The organism is Candidatus Poribacteria bacterium (assembly GCA_026702755.1).
GTDB lineage: Bacteria > Poribacteria > WGA-4E > WGA-4E > WGA-3G > WGA-3G.
The window spans coordinates 1-24,341 of the sequence record JAPPBX010000021.1; the positions used below are offsets into that span (position 1 = coordinate 1).

Below are 24,341 nucleotides of genomic sequence, written 5' to 3' on the forward strand. Positions count from 1 at the left end.
AGATGCCGCCCCTACGGGGCTTGCGTTCTTTGGATAGCACCGTTCTATACAGATGCCGCCCCTATGGGGCTAATGATGGAATGTTATACGCGATCTACACAGATACCGCCCCTACAGGGCTTGGTTCCTTTGGTTTTAACCCTGCTACACAGATACCGCCCCTACGGGGCTATGTTTTAGTGAGGGCACGCGGTCTACACAGATGCCGCAGAAATACCCAAGCAAAAACACCCCAAGAAAAAACCCCACCATACACTATGGCGAAAACTCACTCGCTTTTACATAGTACAAAAATCCGATGCACATTTCATCTGTTGTTTTTTCGCCCCAGCCGACTGGGACCGGTGGGTCGTGGGGGTTTGCTGGGTTCTCTGCTGAGTTGTCGAAATGGGCGACGAGGTCTACACGCGTGCCAGCAGGTAGGAAAATCGGCTCGCGGTAGTGGTAGACATCTTGCCAATTGAAATCCCAATCTTGAATCCATATCAGATCGTGCTTATCGCCGGACGGGGTTGTTGCGACAAGGCGCATGTCGCGTCCGAGGAGATGCATGTGGGGCATCGCCGCCAAGAGGTAGACATCCGTTTTGAAGTTTTCGGATGCTAAGACCTCATACCACTTTTCACCGGCAGGGATAACGAAATCGCTGTTGATTGCGTCGCCGATGCGGAGCTTGGTGGTCTTCGCCGTTTTGGAGAAATATAATCCCAACCGCGAACGATCGCGTTCAACGTGTCCGGTGCGGTAGTAATGCACCTGCATGACGATATCGGCACCCTTCGGCAAGAGATACCCGACACCCTCCGGCAAGACAGACGGCGTGACACCGGGTGCCCAACCGCCAAGCGTTCCTGCGCTATCGAACCCCGGTCCCGTGCCTTCCGTGACATAGCCGGGTTTCGGGTCCTGTGCGTCAAGTTTACGCGCCTCGCCGTTCACATCGAGATAGGCGATGACGTGATGCACGGTCTTCCGATTACCGGGTTGCACGTCAACCGCTTGAACGTACATGTCCGTGTCGAAATTCGTGGGGATGATGAACTGGCGATACTCGTCTTCGCCTTCCGGTGCGATCTCATATTCAACCGGCATTTCAGCGATCCAGTCGGGTTCACCGAGTGCCCAGCCTTTAGGGAATTCAGGGGCGGGCGGGACCGCGTCGAGGTCGCCTGCGGGTGCACCGGCTTCGACCCAACCTGCGATCATCTGGATTTCGGTGTCCGTGAGGCGGCGTTCGTTCTTGAAGTCGCCGTAACCGACAGCGGGTTGCCACGGCGGCATGAGGCGTGCCTTCGTGTATTCGGCGATTTCGGTTGCCCACGCCTTCGCGTCGCTGTAGTCGGTGAGTGTGAAGGGTGCGACTTCGCCGTGCCGATGACACGTCTGACAATTCTTCTGGAGTATCGACGCGATGTGTTCGCTATAGGTAACCTCTGCGGGGATGTCCGTTTCAGGAAGATGGACCGTGCAGCCGAACGCCGGTGTCTCTTGCACTGGGATTTCGGTGTCGGTGTGCGTTGCGAGGAGCGCGTCGCGTAGGTAGTTATGCTTGATGCGGGTTTCGTAGCGGTTGTCGTCGATGGCACCGCGGTAGCGGAGGGTGTTGCTCGTATCCACGAGGATCGCCTGTGGTGTCATGGTTGCACCGAGGGCGCGTGCGAGTTTACCGGTTGCGTCCTTGACGACTGGGAACGGGAATTCCGCTTTGGCGGCGTAGCTTTTCACATCGTCCATGGAGTCGTTTTCGTTGGGGTAGACTCCGACGAAGGTGGTGCTTTGCGACGCGAATTCGTCGTGCAGCCGTTTCAGGCGCATCGTGTAGCGTTGCGCGACGGGGCATTCGGTTGCGAGGAGGACGAAGACGACGGGTCCCCGTTCAGTGAGTGCCTCTAAATTGTATGTATTCCCGTTGAGTGCGGTGAAGGTGAGGCGTGGTAGTTCTGTGCCGATCGGGACGTTGCCCGGTTGTAGCGTCGCTTCTTGGATGACGCGGTGTTTCTTTGGGATTGTATAGTCGTCGGTCGCAGTGTGCCCTGCGAGCGGTAGTGTGAGGATAAGGGATAGTATTAGGATATACGGTTTCATGTGGACCTCCGTTTGGTGATTTTGTTTGGTTTTAGTATAGCATGTTTTTGGGATTTTGTCAAGGGGTTTTAGCCCCGTAGGGGCGGCATCTGTGTAGAAACGCATATAACATAAGAATCAAGCCCTGTAGGGGCGGCATTTATATTACTCGTTCACAACGCGTCATTATCCGAATCAAAAACATATTTCTCTTCGTAGGCAACTTTAAAAAGTTCCAAAATCTCAAAATATTCCTCACGAAACGTTTTTTTCGAATGATGTTTTTCCTGATTTTTGATGTAGTTGACGAGATGATTCAATTGAGATTGCGCATACGAAAACGCGCCAAACCCTTCCTGCCATTCAAATCGCCCTACAACCCACCGTTTTCGGTTAATAAATTTTGATGAATGTGCCTTGATGTCTCTTACAAGATCAGATATAGCAGCGTCCGGTGTTAGTCCAATAAGGATGTGAACATGATCGGGCATGGAATTGATTTGAATGAGGGTTTGTTTTTTGTTGTTGATGATGCCCATGATGTAGCCGTGGAGTTCGGTTTTGTGTTGTTTGGGGATGAGGGATTGCCGGCCTTTGACGGCGAAGACAATGTGTATATAGATTTGTGTGTAGGTGTTTGGCATGGTTTTCTTTCTATAAAATTATACAGTTTTACATAGATACCGCCCCTACGGGGCTTGATTGTTTCGGGCACGCGTGGTCTACACAGATATCGCCCCTACGGGGCTAATGATGCGATGTTATACGCGCTCTATACAGATGCCACCCCTACGGGGCTTGATTGTTTGGGGCACCCGTGCTCTACATAGATGCCACCCCTACGGGGCTAATGATGCGATGTTATACGCGCTCTATACAGATGCCACCCCTACGGGGCTTGATTGTTTGGGGCACCCGTGCTCTACATAGATGCCACCCCTACGGGGCTAATGATGCGATGTTATACGCGCTCTATACAGATGCCACCCCTACGGGGCTTGATTGTTTGGGGCACCCGTGCTCTACATAGATGCCACCCCTACGGGGCTAATGATGCGATGTTATACGCGCTCTACACAGATGCCGCCCCTACGGGGCTTGGGTGTTTGGATAGCACCGTTCTATACAGATACCGCCCCTACAGGGCTTGGATCCTCTGGCTCTAACGCTGCTACATAGATGCCGCCCCTACGGGGCTTGGTTGTTTGGGGTAGCATTCTACACAGATGTCGTCCCTACGGGACTAAAGATCATTTTCTCCATTTTCTTACAACTACACAGATGCTACACTCTACATAGATGCCGCCCCTACGGGGCTAATGAGGCAATGTTATACGCAGGTCTACACAGATATCGCCCCTACGGGGCTTGCGTTCTTTGGATAGCACGTTCTACATAGATACCGCAGAAATACGCAGAAATACACAAGCAAATAAACCCTACGGGGCTTGGTTTCTTAGTATAACACCTTTACGGATGACATCAAAGAATTTTTAGCCCCGTAGGGGCGACATTTGTGTAGAAACGCGTTTACCCAAAGTCTTTAGCCCTGTAGGGGCGGTATCTAAAAAAATGGATAAAAAAAGGCGCGGTGTTGAAACCGCGCCTTTGTTATGTTGGGAATGGGAATTCCCGCCTATTTCAAGATGACCATTTTTCGCATGGTCGATGTTTCGTCGGTTTCGAGCTGGTAGAAATAGAGACCGCTCGCGACGAGTTCGCCGAACGAATTGCGACCATCCCAATACGCTGCACGATCGCGACTGGTGTAGTAGCCTGCGGATTGATGTCCGAGCTCTAATGTCCGGACGACGAGACCTTGCGCATCGTAAATGGTGAGTTTGACGTTGGTGTTGGTCGCTAACTCGTACGGAATCCAGGTTTCAGGGTTGAACGGATTCGGATAGTTGGCGAGCAACTGCGTCTTCCCTGGACGCGCCGATGCGATCAGACTCTGGAGATACTGTAGCGTCAAATACGCCGCAGGCGACCGATCATTCGTTGCAAGCAACAGATCGATCTGCTCCTGGATGCGGTCTACCTGAACCGCTGTGAGTCTTGCATGTCCTACTGTCGGCGCACCCGCTGCACCAGGATCACGATTGTCAAAGACAAGGAGCAGATCAAGGAAGTTGACTGCGCCATCACCGTTGACATCGTAAGCGGCATTGTTCGTTCCCGATGCACCGGCGACTAAAGCCGCGTCGACATTGTCAACCGTGCCGTCGCCATTGACATCGTATTTGGATTTGGCGGTTGTCGTGTCTCGTGGTCCCTGCTGTTGGGACGGTGTGTCGACATTCTCGCCACCAATTGCGATAGCACCCGGTGCCATCAAGCCAGTGGCAACACTTATGAGTTTCTGGTTATCAATGCGTATCCGCTGGATTCTACCCTGGTCGTCCGCCCAAAAGAGCTTGCCATCTGCAATATCAACGGCAATACCTTGCGGGACAGCCGTCGTAGTGATCACTTCTGATACACCTGACCCGTTAAGGTTCGCACTTCGGATTCTACCGGTAGTGTCGCTTGTCTGCTCCGTCCAGTAGACTTTATTGCCACCAAGGGCGATACCACCGAGGGTACCGGCACCTGTCACGATATTGCGAACGACTGTTGTGCCTTCGGTGTTTGCATACCGAACGCTTCCACCTGCCTCTGTCCAATAAATCCTACCAGCGGAGACGGCGATATTCATTGGGTCATCCAACCCTTGAATAAAGTTTGGTTTGAATTGCGTGCCGTCGACGTTCATCTGACGGATTCTGTTTCTGCCATTCGTCAGGTAAAGCTTACCGTTTGCACTATCAATTGCAATCCCATGGGGCAGGCTTGGGAGGTCCTTAAAGACCTCAGCCCCTGAGCCATCAAGGTTCGCGCTATGGATTTTTCCAGAGGCACCTCCTGTCCGCTCCGTCCAGTAGACTTTCCCGCCTGCGGTATCGACAGCAACATCGGTCGCGCTGTCAGCGATCTTCTCCGCTTTCTCACCGGCGAGACGATAGAGTTTTCCGTCGTCTATCCAGTACATTACGGGACGGTTGGCTGCTGCGACGTGGATGACAGCGTCTAAGGTGGTGCTAAAGTTTACGGCATCTAAACCGGTGACGCTTGCGCGCACCTTATTGACTTCACGTTCACTGCCGAGTGTGAGGCTCGTCTGTGCGCGTCCATTGGCGTTCGTCGTTGCGGTTTCAGCGGAGAGAGTTCCACCGCCTTCCGTCACTTCAAAGGTTACCCTAATGCCGTCAACGGCGTCGCCTTCTGCGTCTTGGACTTCAACGACAAGCGGGTTCGCGAGGGCACTGTCTGGGTTACCGCCTTGGTTATCACCAGACACTTTTGTGAGGCTTGCGGGTGGCGGCCCTGTGGTAATCGTGAATTCCACTGGATCCAGCCCATTTACGGTTGCCTGCACCGTGATGGTACCAGCACCCGTTGGGGTGAGGGGTGCCTCCGCCCTGCCGTTCCGATCTGTGTCCACACGGAGCGCATATCCTGTACCCCGCTGCGTAAGCCGCGCGTTGCGCGACGTAACTTGGAACCTAACACTCACACCCGTAACCCCGTCTTCGTTGTCGTCTAAGACTTGGACGACGAGCGGATCGGCGAGTTCATTGTTCAGCGTGCCGCGCTGGTTGTTTCCATCATACACTTCAAGATATTCCGGTGCCAGTTCCGCCGTGGCGGTGAAGGTTACCGAAACGCCATTGATCGTTGCGGTAACGGTGTTGGTGCCAGCATTTCTTCCCAACCTCAGACGTGCCTGCGCCTGTCCACTTGCGTTAGTTGTCGGGCTGGCTGGAGAAACACGACCGCCGCCGCGGGTTACCGTGAACTGAACAACCTGATTCGGCACTGCCTGACCTGAGGTGTTCACAACCGTCACGACGAGCGGGTCAGCGAGCCACGTATTGGGTTCACCCGTCTGGTTGTTCCCGTCAAATTCTACGAGACGGAGACCGGACGCAGTAACAGGTGTACGCGGAGGTGTGGTTGTAGGCGGAGCGGTTCCGGTTCCGGTGATTAAAAACCGACCTTGCACTGAATCATAGTTATTAGCACTGGCGGTGACGTGGTTTCCAGAACCCGGCGTGCTCCCCCGTGTAAGGGAGACTGTAGTGGTACCGTTGGTCCCGGTCGATACACTTGAACTGGCGAGCGTCCCACCTGTAGCACTTAGGCTAACCGTTACATTCGCCGGCTGGCCACTCGAATCGGTTGCGGTAATGGTAACAGTAGCAGTTGTCCCAGGGGCACCATTGAATGGATCTACCCGAACGGTGAGGGTTCCCGTTTGCACCGGTGCCGCTGTTACACTAACGGTAACTGAATGCCGAGTATCATTGACAAAGATAGTGAGGCTAAAGTCAGCGACTTGATCAGGTAGCGTGAGTGTGCTTGTGAAGGTGGTGCCTGACCGTGTGAAGCTTCCGACATTCGCTCTCAGGAAGGTATCACCGAGTCCGCCTGGATCAATGCTTGCGTTCGCAGGTGCGGTAATCGTAAGTGTTGCCGTGCCACCAGCAGTCCCAGTGACAGTAGACGGAACGTCAACCGTCACGAGTGGTGGTGGTGCGGTGTCATCTTCATCGTCAGCGGGGTCGTCCCTGGGTGTGGTTGCCCGACCATTGACATTGAAGGTCTTTGTCCGAGTCCGCCCATTAGAGATATCAATTCTTGAGAAAACTTGTTTCGCACCCGGCAGATCACCTACGTTGTATCTTACTGAGGCTCGACCAGTATCGTCAGTGTTGACGACTATGAACAGCGCTGTGTGGTCAGGAACGTCCGCAGGCGAGTCATCTATCTCTTCACCGGGATCCCCTGGCTCAGGTCCCGATAACTCTCCACTGTTGGTCGTGAACGTGACGGGTGCATCTGCAACGATCCGTCCACCTGCATCTCTCACAAGGACAACCAAGGGCTCATCAAGGGGCTCATCAACAGGAGCGTGTTGATTATCACCATCTACTATCGTGATCGTTGCTGCATCTGTTGATACTACTGTTGTTGCCGTCGCCCTAAATGTTATGGCTGTCGCTCCTGCTGCTGTCGCACTGACATTCTGATTTGTTGCTGTACTCCCTAATTGGAAGTAGACTTTGGCATCACCACTGCGATCGGTTTGAACGAGTACATCATCATCAACATCAGTAGGAGTGTCATCGGCGGTCATCGGATAAATCGATGTAGCCGTGACCGGGTCATTGATATTCGAGATATCAGTAAATTCGCTTGCCCAGTTATCAGAGGCATCAACATAGGCGATTGTGCCGGGGACAGGAAGGAAGCGCTCATTTGTGTCCGTGGCGTTATTTGAACTAAACGTGACTATCGCCATCGGGATGCCTCTGTTCTTCTCATCTCTTACTCTAACGACAAAGGGGTCTGCAAGCCGTCCTCCGGTGGCACCTCCCTGAGGGCTGCCACCGACTATTTCCATTCTCGGGTAACCGTAGACAAAAATAGCAGTCACAGGAGGTACGGTCGTTCCTGGAGCCTTTATAGTAACTCTGTTAGTTCCGCCTCTCATGTCGAGATGCACATTGGAACCAGTATCGCTGCCTGTCGCAGCGTTACTGGATGTCTCCAGTGAACGACTGGAACTACTTTTGCTCATGGGGGCACCCGCATTATCCCCAGTATAGCCTTTTTGTACATAAAATTGTCCGGGCCCCTCGACAACTTCAAGCGTAACCGGAGTATCAGCAGCAGGAGTTACCGTAATTTGAACCGGTGAATCATGAGTATCGTCCCTCCCGACGCTGTAATTACCACCAGCGGGAATAGTCGTAGCAGCAAAACTCAATGCTGTCGCGGGTGTGGTTTTATAGTTGACTACATAGACCGTATAAGCCATAAGGAGGCCTGATACTACCCCGCCGCGGTTATCAGCGGCAACAGTGGAATCAGTGACCCTGACTACAACTGTTCCTACACCGGTAGGTTCAAGGGTTAAGGTGATGGAGCCTGAAAACCGTTCATCATTCGCTGCAGCATCATAACTGTCGTGCGAACGCTCATACATCGTAAGACTAGCAGCCCTAGCACTGGGGACGTTATTGCTTCCTACCTTTTTAATAGCCGCGCTTCCAACAACCGTAATGGTAATCTGCTCCTGATCATAATAGTGAGCATCATCATAATCTACTGGTGTATCAGTACCAATTGTAAATCCAGATCCATCAGTATTATCATAAAACATGTTAGTGCGATCAGCTGCTGGTACAGAAGTACCGGTTGTATCTGTTGAGGGGACTGACGTGAACCCTGGCCTCCTCTCCGCACCCTTAAGGGTTATAGGAACCCGTATCGTAAACTCCTGGTTCTGGTATACCGTCCGAAGGTCACCGTCGCTGGAGCTGTGGTTTCCAAAGGTCAGCGCGTCCGCGGTGCCCTGCACGCTGAACGCCAGCACGAGGGTCATCAGCAGTCCGAGTACAATTTTTCGTGTCGTTAAGGTGTTCATGAAAAAATATACCTCATCTTCGTTTTATAAGGTTGTGCAGGACTGAGGCACGGGACCTTGTCCTACAGGTCAATGGATATTCAGCGCGGGCTTCGTGGGGAAACCCGCACGCGTGCCTCGCTGTTTATTGGTTATTGGCTATCGGCTTTCAGCCGTCGGCTGTCGGCAGTCAGTCATCAGTCCCTTTCAAGGATGTTTGAATCTTTGGGTGATAACTCTTCTTGCTGGAAGCGACGTGCCGATCGTTATGTGTGCAGCTACATTTGGCAGCTGCGAAAGTCTGTTATTGGAGACCGTCGACTATCGGTTTCCATCAGCAAAGCGGAAACATCAGTAGTGCCCCCTGTGACAGGTATCGTTCGTATAATCGCAACAGCCGACTGATTTCTTTTGGTTCTTGCTAATTTCTGAATATAATATGAATGCCTTCTTTGTAGCACAATCTTTTAGATTGTGTGCACTAAGACGCAAACTAAAAGTTTGCGGTACAAGGACAGGACACTGGTTACTTGTTATCACTATGTTTGTTGCTTTTCTTCGGATTTTGCTTCAAAATGATGCGGACGCGTCGTTCCTAATGTAAATTATAATATATATCTGTGTGTTTTGTCAAGTTTTTTAATGGTTGTTAGTTTGCCTCGCAGTGAGAGTTAATAGTTATTAGTGGTTTGCGTGGAAGTTTTTTATTAAAAGAAGCGCGTATTGGACAACCGCTGGAAACTGACTGCTGATAACTATAGCGATTAACTTTTAAACGTTGGGATTATGGGTTGGTTACGTATTTTGTTAGCGGATGGAAGGGTGGAAGAGTGGAAGGGTGGAAGAGTGGAAGCGATACTGACTACTGATAACTGACAACTGACAACTATTCGCGTCTGAAGCGGGATTTGCAGGATTTAGGGATTGACCGGATTAGGAAGGCGAGGACACACTCCTCGCCCACCAGCAAGGGTGGAAGATTGGGCGTAAAAGCGGTAGGTGACAGGTTAATTTGATTGTTGTTTCTGCTGGCCATTATGGCTTGCCAGCACTTCTTCCAGCGTTTTGCCTTCTTTATGGGCTCGCACCAGTGCCTTATATACTTCCTCTCTACCTTCCTCTCTACCTTCCTCTCTACCTTTTTCTCTACCTTTTTCTATACCTTCCTGAAGTACTTTTTCTTTGAATAGCTTGGCATATCCTAACATGATAATCTCCCATATATGTGATACGATGAAAAACCAACCGACTATTAACGTCATTAAAACCGACGTTCGTGTTAATGTCGTTTCACCTAAAGCATCCCACGTCCAACTGGTAAGCAATTCAGCACCAGTGTGGGCAATTGTTAGGATTGCAAAGGTCCAGACAAATAGGTTAAACCATTTACGTGGGATTCTTACTAATGATACATAGTCGTTTTGGTTGTCATTCGTATCATTCGTAGTTTTTAAGGTCATATAAATATAGAATCTTGCTCCTACTCATAGCGTTTATATTGTATAAGAACCCCTATGTCGCAGTTTCTTACACAGGTCTGTGAGAATTTTACCTTTTTTTTCAGATATTTGTCAAGTTAAATCAATATTAAGAAACAAATTTTAGGTTTTAGGGAAGGAAGAATGGAAGCGGAAAGGTGGATTGTCTGAAGCCGGATTTGCAGGATTTTGAGGATGAGGAATACATTCGGAGTGCTATCGCGTAAATATACCATTTTCTATAGATATAACACCCCTAATGAAGATTAAGTATTTAATCGGGTAATTTTTTCCGATGCCCGGTGCGGTTACAAACCCCACCATAGTGTCAATTTAGGGACTTTTTGTCTTATTTCGTCGCAGCTCTTCTACAGATGCCGCCCCTACGGGGCTTGACTCATATATTACGTCGATTTCTACACAAATGCCGTCCCTACGGGACTAAAGAGGCATTCTGGCGTGTGCAAAGTTTATGGTTAAAACCCGGCGCAGCATCGTAGGTTGGGTTGAACGGATACCACCGAAACCGTGAAAATCATAAAAAAACGAACTTTTCTCCTGACACGCCACATCCGCCGCAGAACGAGTGAAACCCAACGCTCTTGGTCTGAAGTGCCACACCTCACGAGGGGCCGTATGAAGTTGGGTTTCACTCTGTTCTTGAGTGTATATCGCAGCCTCTTAGATTTGATGTGTGTTTGAAACACGCACATCTGCCTCTCAACGCCGTTCAACCCAACCTACAAGAGCACAGAAACCCTAAATTGACACCTATGGATATTAGGTTTTAGGGAAGGAAGAGATGAAGATTAAAAAATTAATTCGGTAGTTTATTGGGACAGTCCGGTGCGGTTACAAACCGCACCTACCGGGCCTGGGGGAATCGCCAGGGGTGCGGAAGCGGTTTTGATACAAAGAGCCACAGGCTAACAGCCTATGCTACAAAAAAAATAGAGCGGTGGACCCCGGAGTCCGCCGCTCTATTTTTTTGGGTAGGTTAGTTAGAATATCCCTGAGTTTACTCTTGTACTTTCTTCAATTCACCCCACGTGGCCGTGAGTTTACCAGCAGCGCCGACGTGACCTCTCAGGCGGGTGCCAATCGTAAGGAGTTGGCGCTGTCCGTCTAAGGAAACATCTTCGATCTGATAATAGTAGACGACGTTGGGTTTTGCACTTGTATCGGTGTAGGTATAGGACTGCTTCTCAGAAGTCGTGCCTGCACCGGCAATCATTGTTTGGTTGATGACCTTGAACTCGCCATCCTCTGCTTCACTCCGCTTGATGAAGAATCCAGCGTTGTTCAGCTCGGACTGGGTTTCCCATTTAATCACAACCTGACCGGTAAGTTGATCGCGCTTCGGATAGAACATGGAGAGTTCGACGGGTAGCGGACCACCAGCATCATAGCCGGGTGTTCCAGCGTCTTCGTCGCTGCCATACCAAGTGATCTGTCCACTGGCGAGATCGGTCATGGATGCTTGTCTCCAGCCATTCGCGGCGGTGCCCATGGTCGCCATGTTCATGGCATCCATTTCCCGACGGATCAACGAACTCCGCATCCCTTCAGCCATTGGCAATGCCCATGCTGCCGCGCCGTTTTCAAGGTTACCAGCCATGTCGCCATATTGCGTCACACCAGTATCTTGCGGTGGCATCAGGACAAGTTTGAATGCCGTCTCGCTGAGGAGCATATACCGTCCGGTTTGATCCAATTGATCTGCACTTGAGGCATCTATGATAGCCACATTGCTTAAGTTACCGGAGCCGCGGCCCGAGTAAGCAATAATCAGCAGAGATTGCCCTTTGCCCATGTTGCCTGCATTTGCACTGACACCCAACGTGTTACCGCTGAGGTCAATCACAAGCGAGCTGCCAACGACATCTGTATCGGCAGGATCGTTTGAGATGTTGAGCATCCAGCCATCAAGACTAACTTCTTCAGCGGCCTGGTTCGTGAGCTCAATCCACTGTGGGAATCTGCCGTTGCCACTGTCAGCCATGATTTCGGTAATCGTGATATCAGCAGCTGTTGCGCCCGGTGTTGGTGTTGACGCAGGTGGCGGTGGTGCGGGTGGAGTTACAGGTGCCGGTGGTGGCATCACGTAACTATTCGCGGCACCCGGTGTTCCAACGCGCCGTCCACTGAGGTTAGAACTTGGACGCATGGACATTGCCCAACTCGCTGCGGCAGTACCATCGACGGCATCGGCTACACGAGACATAGAAACGAGATCTGAAACGACGGGGTGATCTGCACTCGTTGAGGTTACACCACCCATCCCCGGTACTTGCCAGAAACCGGAAGCCGGATTGTTGCCAGCTGAATCAATAAGCGTGTATCCAGCGGGGAGGCTTCCAACCGAGATGACCCATTCTTTGGAATCAATACCGATCGCTGCAGTGCCTGGATTGTGGAGTTCGATATACTGGCTCGTTTTGTCATTACCATCGAGTCCCCACATAATCTCGTTGATGATCAAAGCACCAGCGGCATAAGCGTTCGTTGATGCACCATCGTAGCCTGTGTAATCAGCATGTGCCTTATCGGCTTGAGGCGATTTTGCGTCACCGTGTCCGCTGCCAGTGGCTTCGGTGATGTCCGCATAACCCAAATTGAGCGTACCGCCATTACGGAAGAAGTTATCCAAATCGTCCGCAGGGAATGTCAACGAAAGCTTCGTAATATTGTAAAGCGCTTTCGCAGGATCCAATTTTTTCGTGTTGACTTTGTTTCCGGGATCAACGATACCGGTGTCACCGATATCTGCGCCATGGATGACGAGATATCCACCTGCCGGAACGACAAGTTTCGCGCCGAGCGTGGTGTCGTTTGTAACCCCATCAAGGACCTTTTGACGTGCTTCGTATGCTACCACAACATCGGTCTTTGCAGCAGCGGCTTTATTCACCCTGACCATCAGCGTTTCGTTTGCGAGTCTGGCATTTCTGACAGTCGTTTGGGCATCTGTCAAGACTCTCGAAACTCTTTGGACAGCCGTCAACGGGGTATACGTATTCGGAACCGGTAGCACCTTGTCGTCAAACGACTTGATTGAAACAGTGACATAACCGTTATGACCGTCATTCGGCGAGATGGTTACGAAGTAGGTATGGTACATGTTGTCCCGACCTGTAGCGTCGGGTAAAGCAGCAGTATTAGTACCAGCCATGTCGGTGTAATTCGTTATATCACGCGTCAATTCGCTGGTTTGTGCGCTTCGCGAGCCACTCGTAGCTACCACATGAGCACCTTTAAGCGTTGTACCTTTGGTAATAGCTGTCGCTTTGCCGTTTTGGACATCAATCAGTTTTGTGGCATCCTTCATGATATCGGCAATTCCGTTTGGTTCTTCCGTGAGGATGACACGGACGGTAAAATCACCGGTTTCAATAAAACCACTGGCACGTCGCTCATCAAGACGATCAACACCAACAACACCGGGAACACCTGTATCACCAACTGCTGTGCCACTGACACCCATGTTGTATTGCGGGTTACCCTCGTCGTCGTCAACGAGTTGGACTTTGTAGACCGCAGCGCGGTTATTCTTACTGACTGCGTGACCGTCATTTCTGACCAGCGTAATAAAGGCTTCATCCGCCCGTTCCATCCTATCCTTGGGGATCGAGAAGAGCAGGGTGTGGATTTCCAACTGTTGACCACCACCCCTTTGTGCCGTATACGCGTCTGTTAACTCACCTGCGTCTATTGTAACAAGGAACTCTTTGCCCGGATTGGTCGGATCCCTATGTGAAAGCTGGATTGTGGTAGCTGTTTCAGCAGTATTCTTAAGAATACCGAGTGAACGCCCCTCGGCATCATAGGCATCAACGACGAGGTCGGTGACATCAAGCGCATTGGCATCACCACGGTCTTCCACATCAACGTTTGTCACATCTGGGTCTGAAAGGTTCACTATCTGAGCAGTCTTGATCGAAAGGCGTATAATTGTACCTTCGGTAAGGGCGCGAGCCGCCTCACGATTACGACCAGATGCGATCTGAATGCCACCACCGTCGGACGATACGTCTTCCATATCTACGTCTGCCGAGATCGTGACATCAAACGAACCGTGATCTGCCATCGCGGACGGCACGTAGAAGGCAAGCCCAAAGGCAAGCAACACCACTAAAAAAGTTAAGGAAAATGTCAAGTTCTTTGACAACGTTAACATTAGTTTTCCTCCATTTAAATCAATCTAAAAAACATTCTACTAAAATCGTGGGGTGATGGGATTCTCACCCCTGCGCGCTTTCGGAACGCGCTTCATACTATCAAACATCAAGAACAGATTTTCAGGGAATGAAATCCATTCTGAACTAACCTTAGAGTGCGTGTTTTCTAAAACTCGGTGCGATTCGGAAACCGCATCTACCAGTAACAGTAGGGTTTTTGGAACACGCTTGAAAAATTTGGGTTTGGGAATTCTCTCTGTATGCTTTGTGTGAACATTGCGATAGGTTGAGCCAAACCACTTGTATAAACGTTGTTAATTGTAAATAAGTTACGAAAAAGTGTCAAGTCTTTTTTGCGGTTGCAGGAGTCGGGAATCGGAATTCCCTCCTACCCCGCTCAAATCTTTTACATTGGTGTTGGGAATTTTGAATTCCCTACCACATATAGTATTTATTATACTACATTTGTGGTATTTGTGTCAAATTTTTCTTCAAAAAAATCTTGTAGTTTCGCTGGATGTTGGGTTTTAACCCCCCTTGATCCCCCCTTATCAGGGGGGCAGGCGGTTTGCTGATCCCCCCTTATCAGGGGGGCAGACGGTTTGTTCAACCCAACCTACATCTAAACCTACGTATTTAATTATACCCAAGAATGCGTTTCTTGTCAAGTTTTTTTGAAAGAAATATTGTGTCTACGTGTTGGAAGGGGGTTTCCCTCCACATCCTCGCAGTCTACTATACCTTTTTTAACACCAGTTAGTATAAAATAGTTACGAAAAAATGTCAATACTTTTTTTCGTCTGTTGGGAATTTTAACAGAATTCCGGTATTTTGTCAAGTATTTTTTTCAACACCCCGTGAAAAACGCGTTTTTCGGCGTTTTTTGCGGTTGAAACGTTATAATTATAGTGTAATGTGTGTTTTTTGTCAAACATTTTTTTGAGCAGGGGGCATAAATATTTTGGCAGCCGGTTGTCAATATAGGGAACGCTATATCTTCCGCGTTCTGTTAGAGCTGGTCTTCAATCCATTCATCGTCGTGGTCTGGATTATAGATAAGGCCTTTTCGGATGTCAAGACAGAGATCCAGGTATTCGAGTACCATGTGTCCGACAAGGACAGGTAGCTCGGCGGGTAGATCCGCGACTTCTATTGTCCCCTCCCGTTCTAAGACGGTATACCGGACATCTGAATAAACTGTCCGCGTTACGATCCCGTTGGTCGTCTGTGCCCTTCTACTTCTAACAGGTGTCAAGCCGAGTTGCTCAATAATGGGTTTCGGTAAAGATAACCCAGTCGCACCGGTATCAACGATTGCGTCTTCGATGGTCACTTGCCGAATATCCTCAGGTTTGATAACACCAGCCTCTGCTAAAAACTGATCTTTTCGATTTGCGAGTTGAATTTTTGTTGTGTGTTTCATTTTTTTCTCTTTTTGTTGTTTATCGTTAAAATGATTTGCCATGTGAATTTCCTCCTCTGTTACACTATAACAGAGGTGTGTGGTGGGTGTCAAGCGATAATTTATTTATACACAGATGCCGCCCCTACGGGGCTTGATCGGGGGCGCGACCGTTTTTCTATACAGATGCCGCCCCTACGGGGCTTGGTTCCTTTGGTTTTAACGCTGCTACATAGATATCGCCCCTACGGGGTTGAAGAGGGCTTTTACAAAGAGGCGAGGATACAATCCTCGACAGCGGGGGGTGGGCGCATACGGGGTTGAAGAGGGCTTTTACAAAGAGGCGAGGATACAATCCTCGACAGCGGCGGGGGGCACAGCCTGAGGATTTACAAAGAGGCGAGGATACAATCCTCGACAGCGGGGAGTGGATACAATCCTCGACAGCGGGGAGTGGGGTGGGGACCTCGTTCACACCCTACGCGGTTTGCTTTTTTAATTTTCCGCGTTTCTACAGAGAATGGCGGTCAACAGTAGGGGCGATATTTGTGTAGAATGAGAGAATATCAAGTAGCCGATTTAATTGCGGCGGTTTGTTGGAATTGAGGGTATCAGAAAGATCTTGAAGATCGCTGTTTGTCTCTATGGCAAGTCTTTCAATCCCCCCTTGTGCTTCTACCACATTGCGTAGGGCACTCGCCAACATATTGATGTCTCGGTCGTCCTCATAATTTTCCAAGGATACCTCCAGATAATGCTTTGCAAACTCGGGGTCGGCGAGGTCTTTGAGAAGATAGTCCCTGAAATCCGCGGTACATTTAAGTACAGATTCTATATTCATTGTTATTATTCCTTACTGCGCTGCAAAAAATCGTTCCAACGAATCTGCCTATTTTTAAGTATAGTTCATTTCCGAAGGCCTGTCAAATTATTTCTGATCTCTTGTAGGATTCCACAGATGTCACCCCTACGGGGCTTGGGGAGGCAAAGAGGCACAGGAAATTAACGGTCTCGTAATACAAAGAGGCGAGGATACAATCCTCGACAGCGGGGGGTGGGCGCAATCCTTGACAGCGGCGGTGCGGACGGCATACGGCGTATGCCTGCTACAATTTCTGTGCGGACGGCATACGGCGTATGCCTGCTACAATTTCTGCGCTTTTAGGTCCGCCCACTTTAGGAGCTGCTTTCCTGCCGCTGAGATATGCCCGCGCAAACGCACCGTTGCCAACGGCTGCCGATTTCCTGACAACGAAACATCTTCTATCCGGTAGTAATAGGCGACATTCGGTTTTGTTGTCGTATCTGTCCATGTGTAGGTGTGTCGTTCGGCTGTTGTGCCTGCACCTGAAATCAGCGTTGCGTTCACCTTGACAAACGGACCTTGCCGCGTCTGGCTCCGCAGGATATTGAACCCGGCGTTGTCCAGTTCCGATTGGGTTACCCATTCGAGGAGAACGCCTGCACTTGTGCGATTTGCACTGAAATGCGATAACATCACGGGTGCCAGACCGCCACTTCTATATCCGGGCGTACCAATATCAGTCTGATGTCCGTAATACAGATTCATAGGCTGATGCAGATCTGCAGCACGTTCCCAACTCGTCGCCTCAGTACCTGTCAGCGCAATACCATTTCTATAACGGCGTGTTAACGATGTACGCGCCCCGTCCTCTGTTCGTCCAGAAGGCAGTGTCCACGTAGGTGTATCAACACCTTTTTCACCATCAAGATTCCCTGCCATATCGACCAACGTGCCATCCGGTGAAAATAACTTCAGTGCAAACCCTGACGCAGACAGCACGGCGTTCTCAGGCAAGCCGAGTCCACGCGTGCCCCTGTGATGTTGGTAGAGATCGTAAATCTGCTCTTCTGAAAGATGCTCAGAACGCCTGCGGTTTCTTGTTACCAGAAGTACGCCGTGATTTGGTGCGATATGTAACGCCTCCAACTCGATAACTGAATACCGATGGCGGACCTCACTATCGCGCGCCTCAATAACCAATTTCCAGCCCTTCAGATTTATGGGTGTCGCAGCGATGGCGGTGTTGTTGTATAACTCTATCCACTGCGGTTGGGAGAAAAGCCCACCGTTTGTGGCAAACATCAGTTCACTAAAAGTGATGCGTCCGGCGGGGTTGTCGTCGGTAACTGCATCGTTGGGATATCCGGGGGTGCCGAGGCTTGTTGCCAACGGCGTTCCGGCTTTATATCCAATCCCTGATTGATATCCGATCGCTGTCCACGCTGCCGCAGTATAGCCGCGTTTGCTAATGCTAACGCGTTGCCATGCTTGCCCTTGTGTCAGGTGTGCCTCTTCTCTATTCGGTGGTCGGAAGGTATGCACGAGGGGCCAGACCTGTGTGGCATAATCAACAGAACCTCGGAAGTAATTTCCAGCGAGATCTTCAAATGCCTCAGGTTTTCCATTTTTATCTGTGGCACTCCGCAGAATTAGCAGATAGGGGGTGCTTGGGAGTTTCATCTGCGGTGCGATGAGATACTGTGGCGGTACATCGCGTTTGCTATTTGGGTTTTCAATGTTCTGCCCGCTGATGAGATCGGTTTCGCTCGGGTCGGTATTGGTGATCAGCAAAACGCCGCCCGCAGGCAGTGTATATTCTGGAAAAGTGACGATGTCAACATCTTTGTCAGCACTTCTGCCTCTGGAATTGACAATGCTAATTTCCCACATTTCCAGGGCGACACTTTCGTTGCTGATGTTCTTGAGTTCAAGCCAGTCGTTTTTGTCGTCCTCAGTATTGCGAATTTCGTTGAAGATAACACGCCTTTGGTTGACAGGGGTAGGACGTAAGATAATTCTCGGTTCGTCTACAATAGCGGCAGTAATTATATCGCTGCCGTCCTCACCCTCACCGATGGTCACGCTTATAGTTGCGGTCTTGTTTTCGTTACCTGCGGCATCGTATGCGCCCCCTGTTTCAATCCGCAATCTCATTTGCCGTGCCATCGCCGGTGCTATTTCCACGATGTAGTCTCTCCCGCCAACGAGTGCTTCAAAGTCGGTTATCGTTACATCGGTTCCTTTAATCACCATAATCCCCGATTGCTCAAGATTAAGCACCGGTTCACTGAAAGTAAACTGTATTTTAAAACTATCTGGTAGCGAATCCGATACGGGCTTAACACTTACAATTCTCGGTTGTCTGGTATCTATTTCAACCAACGTCGGCTCATCTCTGTTCTCTACAGTCGTATTCCCTGCGAAATCAAATGCCCGGGATTCAACAAGATAAAATCTCAATGTCCTTTCTTGATTCTCATTGGGTGTAAAAGTGGTCGTGTATATCCGACGTGTCGCGTCCACTTTCCACTCGGCTGTTGTTACCTCTCTTTTGTATCCGCCAACGTACCAAATAAGGTTCGTCAAACCGTTGTGGTCGGGGGTCAGGAACTCTTTCGCGACAACAACAGATTCATCGAACGTAACCCTTATATCAAATGGTCCGTTTTGGATGTCTGATGGCGCACTGATCCGTCCCACGGGAGGTTTGGTGTCTATCCCAACTGTTACTCTTTCCGTCGGGTCCCTGTTTGGGTTAAGTGCTTTGTCTTTTACAAGATACGCATCCACATAGAGCGTTAAAGTTCCTTCGGACGTAGGCAGAATGGTGGCAGTATACTCGGTGTGTGCCGTATCACCCGCGGCAGCCCACTCTGTTATCGTTGCCTGCGCCGTGGCTGTGATTCTTAAATTTGACTGAGTAAAACGGTCAGGGAATAGCAGCTCTTCACTGAAGACTATTCTTACTTTAAATTCATCACCGTTGTATATCAACCCTTTTTCCCGTATCCGTTCATCCGTGTAATAATTAGGAAAGAAGTTACGATGGTTGTCTTCTATCACAGGGAGGATGGTGACGGTTGGAGGCGTTGTGTCTGCCTCTTGTGCGTCTGCCTCGGTGTAGATCCAACTGGTAAGTGCGAGCAGAATTAGAGAAAGTGCAAAGAAATGTTTCATGGTTTTCACTTCCTTAGGACTTACGCATTTTTTTACCAACAGCCACTACTACACGCCGCTGGCGAGGTTTAAAACCTCGCCAGCGAGGAAGCTGCGTAAGTAAAATCCGTTTTTTATTTTTTTATTTTAAGATGTTGTTCACAATTATAACACCCTTAGCAAACATTTGTCAAAATTGTAGGTTGGAGGGAGTGCTCATCGTCTGAAGCTGGATTTACTGGATTCACGGATTTACCAGGAGTATTCCTGAAATGAAAATTACCCAGCTATGAGTGTCAATACGGGTTGCCGAAATTCTTTTCCTGAAAATCATAATAATCTTGCAAATCCTGCTTCAGACAAAATTCTATAATCTTGGAAATCCTGCTTCAGACAATGAACACAACACATTTGCGAACCGCGCGCAACCTATGTTATAATACTTCAAAGGAGATGTTCATGATGACAGTGAACCTTGCAATCGCACAATTACTTTTAAGCGGACTCCTCGGCGGCGTTACCTTAATATGGGGTATCTTCCGGTACCGACGGAGCAGCCAACGGCGGCGCGATCGCTACAATAAATTGCAGGCGTACCTACTTTGGATACTGAGCGCGCTGATCGCGGTGAGCTGCTTTTTCCCGCTGGCGCACCTCTATACAGAGCACCTCTGGTTCGAGAGCGTTGTCTATACGGATGTGTTCTGGGGATTGCAAAAGGTACGGTGGTTCGGCTTCGCACTCTTCTTTATTATCGCTGCTGGGTTCATGAACGCCAACACCGCCATTGCGAACATCCTCTGCCCGGAATCCAGCGAGTTCCGACGCTGGACACACACGCAAACCTTCTCCTTCCATCGGGTGGTCGTTTGCCTCACCTTAATCGCAAGCCTACTGCTCGCTGCACCGATGCTCCTATTGGAGAACGCCTTTCTTCTGTACCTGAACCAACCGGAAGCCGCCGCTGCCGAAGGTGCAGACGCATCGCTCCACTTCGGGATGGACCGGAATTTTTACCTCTTCAGTTTTCCGCTGCATAAATGGGTCAGCCTCTGGGTACAGATAACGATCTGGGTGACGTGTGTCATCGTCGGGCTGATGTATAACTTCTATTATCGTAGAGATGCCCACACGATGGCACGTGTCAAGCGGCACATCATCTTTCACGGGTCGGCTTTATGGCTGCTGCTGCTGGTCGTCGCGGGCTGGCGAAACTACGTTAATCTCTGGAATAAAGTCTACACAAGTCCACTGACGCAGGAGTTGTCATCGCTTCACGGGTTGTTCTATACCGATGCGTACTTGGAAGGCGCGACGAAGCTTTACTGTGGCGTGCTGGTCGGGATCGCCGTAGCGGTTGTACTGAATCTCTTCTGGCGGAGACGGCTGTTGTGGTATACGACTTTGGCGGTGTGGGGTTTGAGTTACGTACTGCTGATTCACGTCTATCCACTCGGGCTCTACGTCTGGGAGCTCCGCGCCGAACCGTTCGACAAAGAGGCACGGCACCTGCAACGGCACATCAAAGAGACGCGCCATGCGTTTGAATTGGATACCATTGTAACAGAGGACCGCGTGACAGGACTCGCCACACTCGATGTGATAGAAGCGAACCCCGCCGTCAAAAAGAACATCCAACTCTGGGATAGGCGCGTGCTGTATGAGGTACTCCGTGAAGACCAGATTAAACGGCATTACGACTTCCATCCCTACACCGATGTCGATAGATACTGGGTCGATGGTGAATACCGACAGGTGCTGATCGCGGCGCGTGAGGTGGATCCGGCACCGAACATTCAGGACTGGTACCGACTGCGGCTCCAATTTACGCACGGCTTTGGGGTATGCGTCGCCCCCGTCAACGAGTTCATTGAGGATGGATTGCCGAACTTCTGGGTCGGTGGCGCGCCGGTAGAGAGCATACACGACGAACTGAACGTGGCGCGTCCTGAGATTTACTACGGCGAGATGACACACGACTACGCCATCGTGAAGGCGGAACGCAAGAAAGACGATATTTCCGCGGACCCTGATGCCACCGCCGCAACGCCCGAAGTCGCCGAATGGCAGCGGCATACGTATAAAGCGGACAGCGGCGTGCCGTTAGGTGGGTGGTTCCGACGATTCTGTTTCGCCCTCCGCTTCGATTTCTTCCGTACCCTCCGTTCGGAGCGGTTGACACCGGAGAGCCGTGTGATGTTCCGACGGAAGATCGGCACCCGTCGCGGGGATCGGCTTATCAAGGACCGCGTTTCGCATATCGCCCCCTTCCTCAACTACGATCCCGACCCGTACATCGTCATTAACAAAGGAGAGTTGTGGTGGATTATCGACTTCTATGTGACGAGTCGGTATCACCCGAACGCACAGGTCTATGCTGACGACACGGCGCGGCTGACGGAGAACGATCCCTACATGGAGCCGAACTTCAAGAAGTTCAACTACATCCGAAATGCAGGGGTCGCTGTCGTGAACGCCTATACCGGTGACGTGAATTTCTATGCGATCGAGCAGAAAGGGCGCGATGAGCCGATTATGAAAGCGTATCAACGGGCGTTTCCGAATCTCTTTAAACCGGTGTTGGAGATGCCGGAGGGGTTGGCGGCACACCTTCGCTATCCCGACTACCTCACCCGGATCCAAGCCAAAATGTATGGCGATTATCATCAGGATGCCTCTCCTTTCTTCCAAACCACGGATACTTGGTCAATCCCGAAAGAGACCTATTACTCGGAAAAACCCGATCAAGAGATGATGCCCTATTACGCCATGCTCCAGTTGCCCGGAGAGGACACACCGGAATTCGTGAATGTGATTCCGTTTACGCCGCCGGAGAAAGAGAAACGGCTGCAGGCGTGGATGGTCGCCCGCTGCGATGAACCGAACTACGGACAACGGATCGTCTATATCCTTCCTGAAGGCGCAGATGTTGCCGGACCGACGCAAGTCGAAGAGGACATCGATAAGGAGACCGGACAGGAACAGGTCGGGTGGGCAAAGACGAGCGACATCATCCGCGGCAATCTGCTGATTATCCCGATTGAGGATGCACTCTTCTATGTCGAGGCGATCTATCTGCAAGCGAAGAAATCGGAGGAGGCGAACGGTGACGAGAGCACGCCGCGCCGTCCGAAGTTGGAGATGGTCGTCGTGAAAGCCGGGTCGAACGAGCTTGGGACAGCGAAGACGTTTGATGAGGCGTTAGATGTTATCTTTTTGGGACTCCCAGCGAACGGTGCTGTAACGGGTGACGATACCGCCGAGCCGACATTAGCGGACTTGGTGAAAGAGTACCGTGACCAGCAGACAAAACGGGATGCTGAGGCGGATCGGCTATTCGAGCAAATCCTCGAGAAAATTTCAGAGAATGATCGGTAGGAATTGGTTGTCAGTTATCAGTTGTCAGTTAAATTCCGCCTGATAAGAGGGTTCTTCTGTCTGAAGCTGGATTTACTGGATTCAAGGAACGCCTGGTGAAACTTACAACCACCAGGCGTTTCTTATTTCTAATTATGACCTTCAAGATGCCAGTCTATTCGCTGATTAATATTATCTATCTTCTTCTCAAGGCTTTGGTTAATATTGTCTATTTTCTGCTCAAGTCGCTTCTCAACTTCTTTTAAATCATCTTTGGTTGCTGACCTGAAAAAATTGATCACAGTTCCCAGTGCAACTATACCAGAGAATAGAACTGTCAGAATTGTTCCCCATAAAGGCATGATATACCTCCTTTGTTGGATATTACTTTCAGCATCTCCAACAGATACCACACAAATAGTATAACGTAACGCAACAACGTCGTCAACGGCTTTTTAATGATCGCTACACTGGAAGCGGACAAATTGCCTCCCGACGCAATACCTCATAATATCCTGAACATTCCGCAAACACCGCCTCCAATTCCGCTGGAAACGGCTCCGACTTCGGACGATACGGTGCGAACCCGGTACTCCGATGCACATTCTGATACCAATACCGCGCCCACACGCCATCCGCTGGGTTACCGCCTGCCTCCCACGACAACATCGAATCCTCAAACCGCAACCCCAACCGCTCACATAACTGAGCAAGCACACTCGCCGGATCCTCCAACAAGAGCCGCGCATCCAGCACCGGCGGCGATTGTCCCACATCGCGTAACGCTATCAAAAGATCGTGCTGCGTCTTGAACCCCGTATCGGCGAGCGTCGGTGTGCCGATAACCTTTGCGAGGGAAGGGAGCATCTCCCGTGGATCACGGATGAGGAAGACATTGAGGGTCCGCGCAAGGAAACGTAGGTCGATATCGATGAGGTGGTGCGCCATCTGTTTCATGAAAAGCACCGGCTTCTCACACGGACCGAGGATGACCTCGCGGATGACCTGCTCGCTGTCCGTTGACATAGAAGCCATCACCTCCTTTGCACCGGGATGTGTGCTATCGCGTGCCTCGGTGCCGTATTTCGTTTGGAGGTAGTGTGCATAAAGCGGTTCGTCAATGACCTGCGTATCGCTGCGTTGTGCGAAAGCGTACATGAGTGCGGTCGAAACGTTCCGCGGTCCCGACCAGAGACAGATGCGTTTTGTATCCAAGATGTGTCCTCTATATATTAAGGTATATAAGCGAGTTTAAGTATTATAACTCAGGTTGCTACCTAACGAATTATAGACGTTTGAATAAGTTTTCAAACACTTTCCTCACCCCGTAGGGGTGCTATGTCTATAGAAAACGGTGTATGTAAGCGACCGCACTCCGTAGGAGTGCCATTGCTTCCCAGTGAGAATAAATAGGTGGCTCGCGTTAGTATAACCCAAGTCGCTACCTAAC

General features: G+C 50.3%; 14 protein-coding genes. 4 read left to right on the plus strand and 10 right to left on the minus strand.

From position 1 onward, the window contains the following. Positions 1-180 (plus strand): hypothetical protein (locus OXH39_04125; protein MCY3549624.1); only part of this gene is annotated, 180 nt, incomplete at its 5' end. 75 nt (positions 181-255) lie between these two features. Here the strand turns inward: OXH39_04125 and OXH39_04130 are convergent. Then, positions 256-2,085: a redoxin domain-containing protein gene (locus tag OXH39_04130; GenBank protein ID MCY3549625.1), complete on the minus strand. Its 1,830-nt coding sequence runs from the start codon at positions 2,083-2,085 to the stop codon at positions 256-258. Positions 2,086-2,237: 152 nt separating this feature from the next. After that, positions 2,238-2,708, minus strand: coding sequence for an IS200/IS605 family transposase (tnpA, locus tag OXH39_04135; protein ID MCY3549626.1), 471 nt, complete (start codon positions 2,706-2,708; stop codon positions 2,238-2,240). Positions 2,709-2,981: 273 nt separating this feature from the next. Here tnpA and OXH39_04140 point away from each other — a divergent pair, with 273 nt between their 5' ends. Beyond that, complete coding sequence (locus tag OXH39_04140; protein MCY3549627.1) at positions 2,982-3,230, plus strand: hypothetical protein; 249 nt, start codon at positions 2,982-2,984, stop codon at positions 3,228-3,230. A 470-nt stretch (positions 3,231-3,700) separates the two neighbouring features. Here the strand turns inward: OXH39_04140 and OXH39_04145 are convergent, their stop codons facing one another. After that, a complete protein-coding gene (locus OXH39_04145) occupies positions 3,701-8,536 on the minus strand; it encodes an Ig-like domain-containing protein (protein MCY3549628.1) in 4,836 nt (1,611 codons plus the stop codon). A gap of 112 nt (positions 8,537-8,648) precedes the next feature. Here OXH39_04145 and OXH39_04150 point away from each other — a divergent pair, with 112 nt between their 5' ends. Continuing rightward, entirely contained in the window at positions 8,649-8,873 is a 225-nt protein-coding gene (locus tag OXH39_04150; GenBank protein MCY3549629.1) for a hypothetical protein, read from the plus strand. A gap of 649 nt (positions 8,874-9,522) precedes the next feature. Here the strand turns inward: OXH39_04150 and OXH39_04155 are convergent. From OXH39_04155 to OXH39_04175, 5 genes are all read right to left on the minus strand, one after another. Beyond that, positions 9,523-9,975 carry a hypothetical protein gene (locus tag OXH39_04155; protein ID MCY3549630.1) on the minus strand — a complete coding sequence of 151 codons (453 nt, stop codon included), beginning with the start codon at positions 9,973-9,975 and terminating at the stop codon, positions 9,523-9,525. Between the two features lie 1,036 nt (positions 9,976-11,011). Beyond that, positions 11,012-14,170 carry a hypothetical protein gene (locus OXH39_04160; protein MCY3549631.1) on the minus strand — a complete coding sequence of 1,053 codons (3,159 nt, stop codon included), beginning with the start codon at positions 14,168-14,170 and terminating at the stop codon, positions 11,012-11,014. A 1,010-nt stretch (positions 14,171-15,180) separates the two neighbouring features. Next, entirely contained in the window at positions 15,181-15,594 is a 414-nt protein-coding gene (locus tag OXH39_04165) for an aspartyl protease family protein (protein ID MCY3549632.1), read from the minus strand. Between the two features lie 490 nt (positions 15,595-16,084). Further along, the gene (locus OXH39_04170; protein ID MCY3549633.1) at positions 16,085-16,414 is read right to left on the minus strand and encodes a transcriptional regulator; all 330 of its coding nucleotides are present in this window, start codon (positions 16,412-16,414) and stop codon (positions 16,085-16,087) included. A 303-nt stretch (positions 16,415-16,717) separates the two neighbouring features. Then, positions 16,718-19,555, minus strand: coding sequence for an Ig-like domain-containing protein (locus OXH39_04175; protein MCY3549634.1), 2,838 nt, complete (start codon positions 19,553-19,555; stop codon positions 16,718-16,720). A 438-nt stretch (positions 19,556-19,993) separates the two neighbouring features. Between OXH39_04175 and OXH39_04180 the strand changes: the two genes are divergently transcribed. Further along, positions 19,994-22,912 carry a UPF0182 family protein gene (locus tag OXH39_04180; protein ID MCY3549635.1) on the plus strand — a complete coding sequence of 973 codons (2,919 nt, stop codon included), beginning with the start codon at positions 19,994-19,996 and terminating at the stop codon, positions 22,910-22,912. 128 nt (positions 22,913-23,040) lie between these two features. On the opposite strand, the gene OXH39_04185 is transcribed toward OXH39_04180, so the two are convergent. After that, complete coding sequence (locus OXH39_04185; GenBank protein ID MCY3549636.1) at positions 23,041-23,253, minus strand: hypothetical protein; 213 nt, start codon at positions 23,251-23,253, stop codon at positions 23,041-23,043. A 103-nt stretch (positions 23,254-23,356) separates the two neighbouring features. Further along, positions 23,357-24,106: a sulfotransferase family protein gene (locus OXH39_04190; GenBank protein MCY3549637.1), complete on the minus strand. Its 750-nt coding sequence runs from the start codon at positions 24,104-24,106 to the stop codon at positions 23,357-23,359. Positions 24,107-24,341: the final 235 nt, after the last annotated feature.

Bases quoted from the DNA above. Each gene is read 5' to 3' on its own strand.
- OXH39_04130 (MCY3549625.1), bottom strand. From the start codon at position 2,085: ATGAAACCGTATATCCTAATACTATCCCTTATCCTCACACTACCGCTC.
- tnpA (MCY3549626.1), bottom strand. From the start codon at position 2,708: ATGCCAAACACCTACACACAAATCTATATACACATTGTCTTCGCCGTC.
- OXH39_04145 (MCY3549628.1), bottom strand. From the start codon at position 8,536: ATGAACACCTTAACGACACGAAAAATTGTACTCGGACTGCTGATGACC.
- OXH39_04155 (MCY3549630.1), bottom strand. From the start codon at position 9,975: ATGACCTTAAAAACTACGAATGATACGAATGACAACCAAAACGACTAT.
- OXH39_04160 (MCY3549631.1), bottom strand. From the start codon at position 14,170: ATGTTAACGTTGTCAAAGAACTTGACATTTTCCTTAACTTTTTTAGTG.
- OXH39_04165 (MCY3549632.1), bottom strand. From the start codon at position 15,594: ATGAAACACACAACAAAAATTCAACTCGCAAATCGAAAAGATCAGTTT.
- OXH39_04170 (MCY3549633.1), bottom strand. From the start codon at position 16,414: ATGAATATAGAATCTGTACTTAAATGTACCGCGGATTTCAGGGACTAT.
- OXH39_04175 (MCY3549634.1), bottom strand. From the start codon at position 19,555: ATGAAACATTTCTTTGCACTTTCTCTAATTCTGCTCGCACTTACCAGT.
- OXH39_04180 (MCY3549635.1), top strand. From the start codon at position 19,994: ATGATGACAGTGAACCTTGCAATCGCACAATTACTTTTAAGCGGACTC.
- OXH39_04185 (MCY3549636.1), bottom strand. From the start codon at position 23,253: ATGCCTTTATGGGGAACAATTCTGACAGTTCTATTCTCTGGTATAGTT.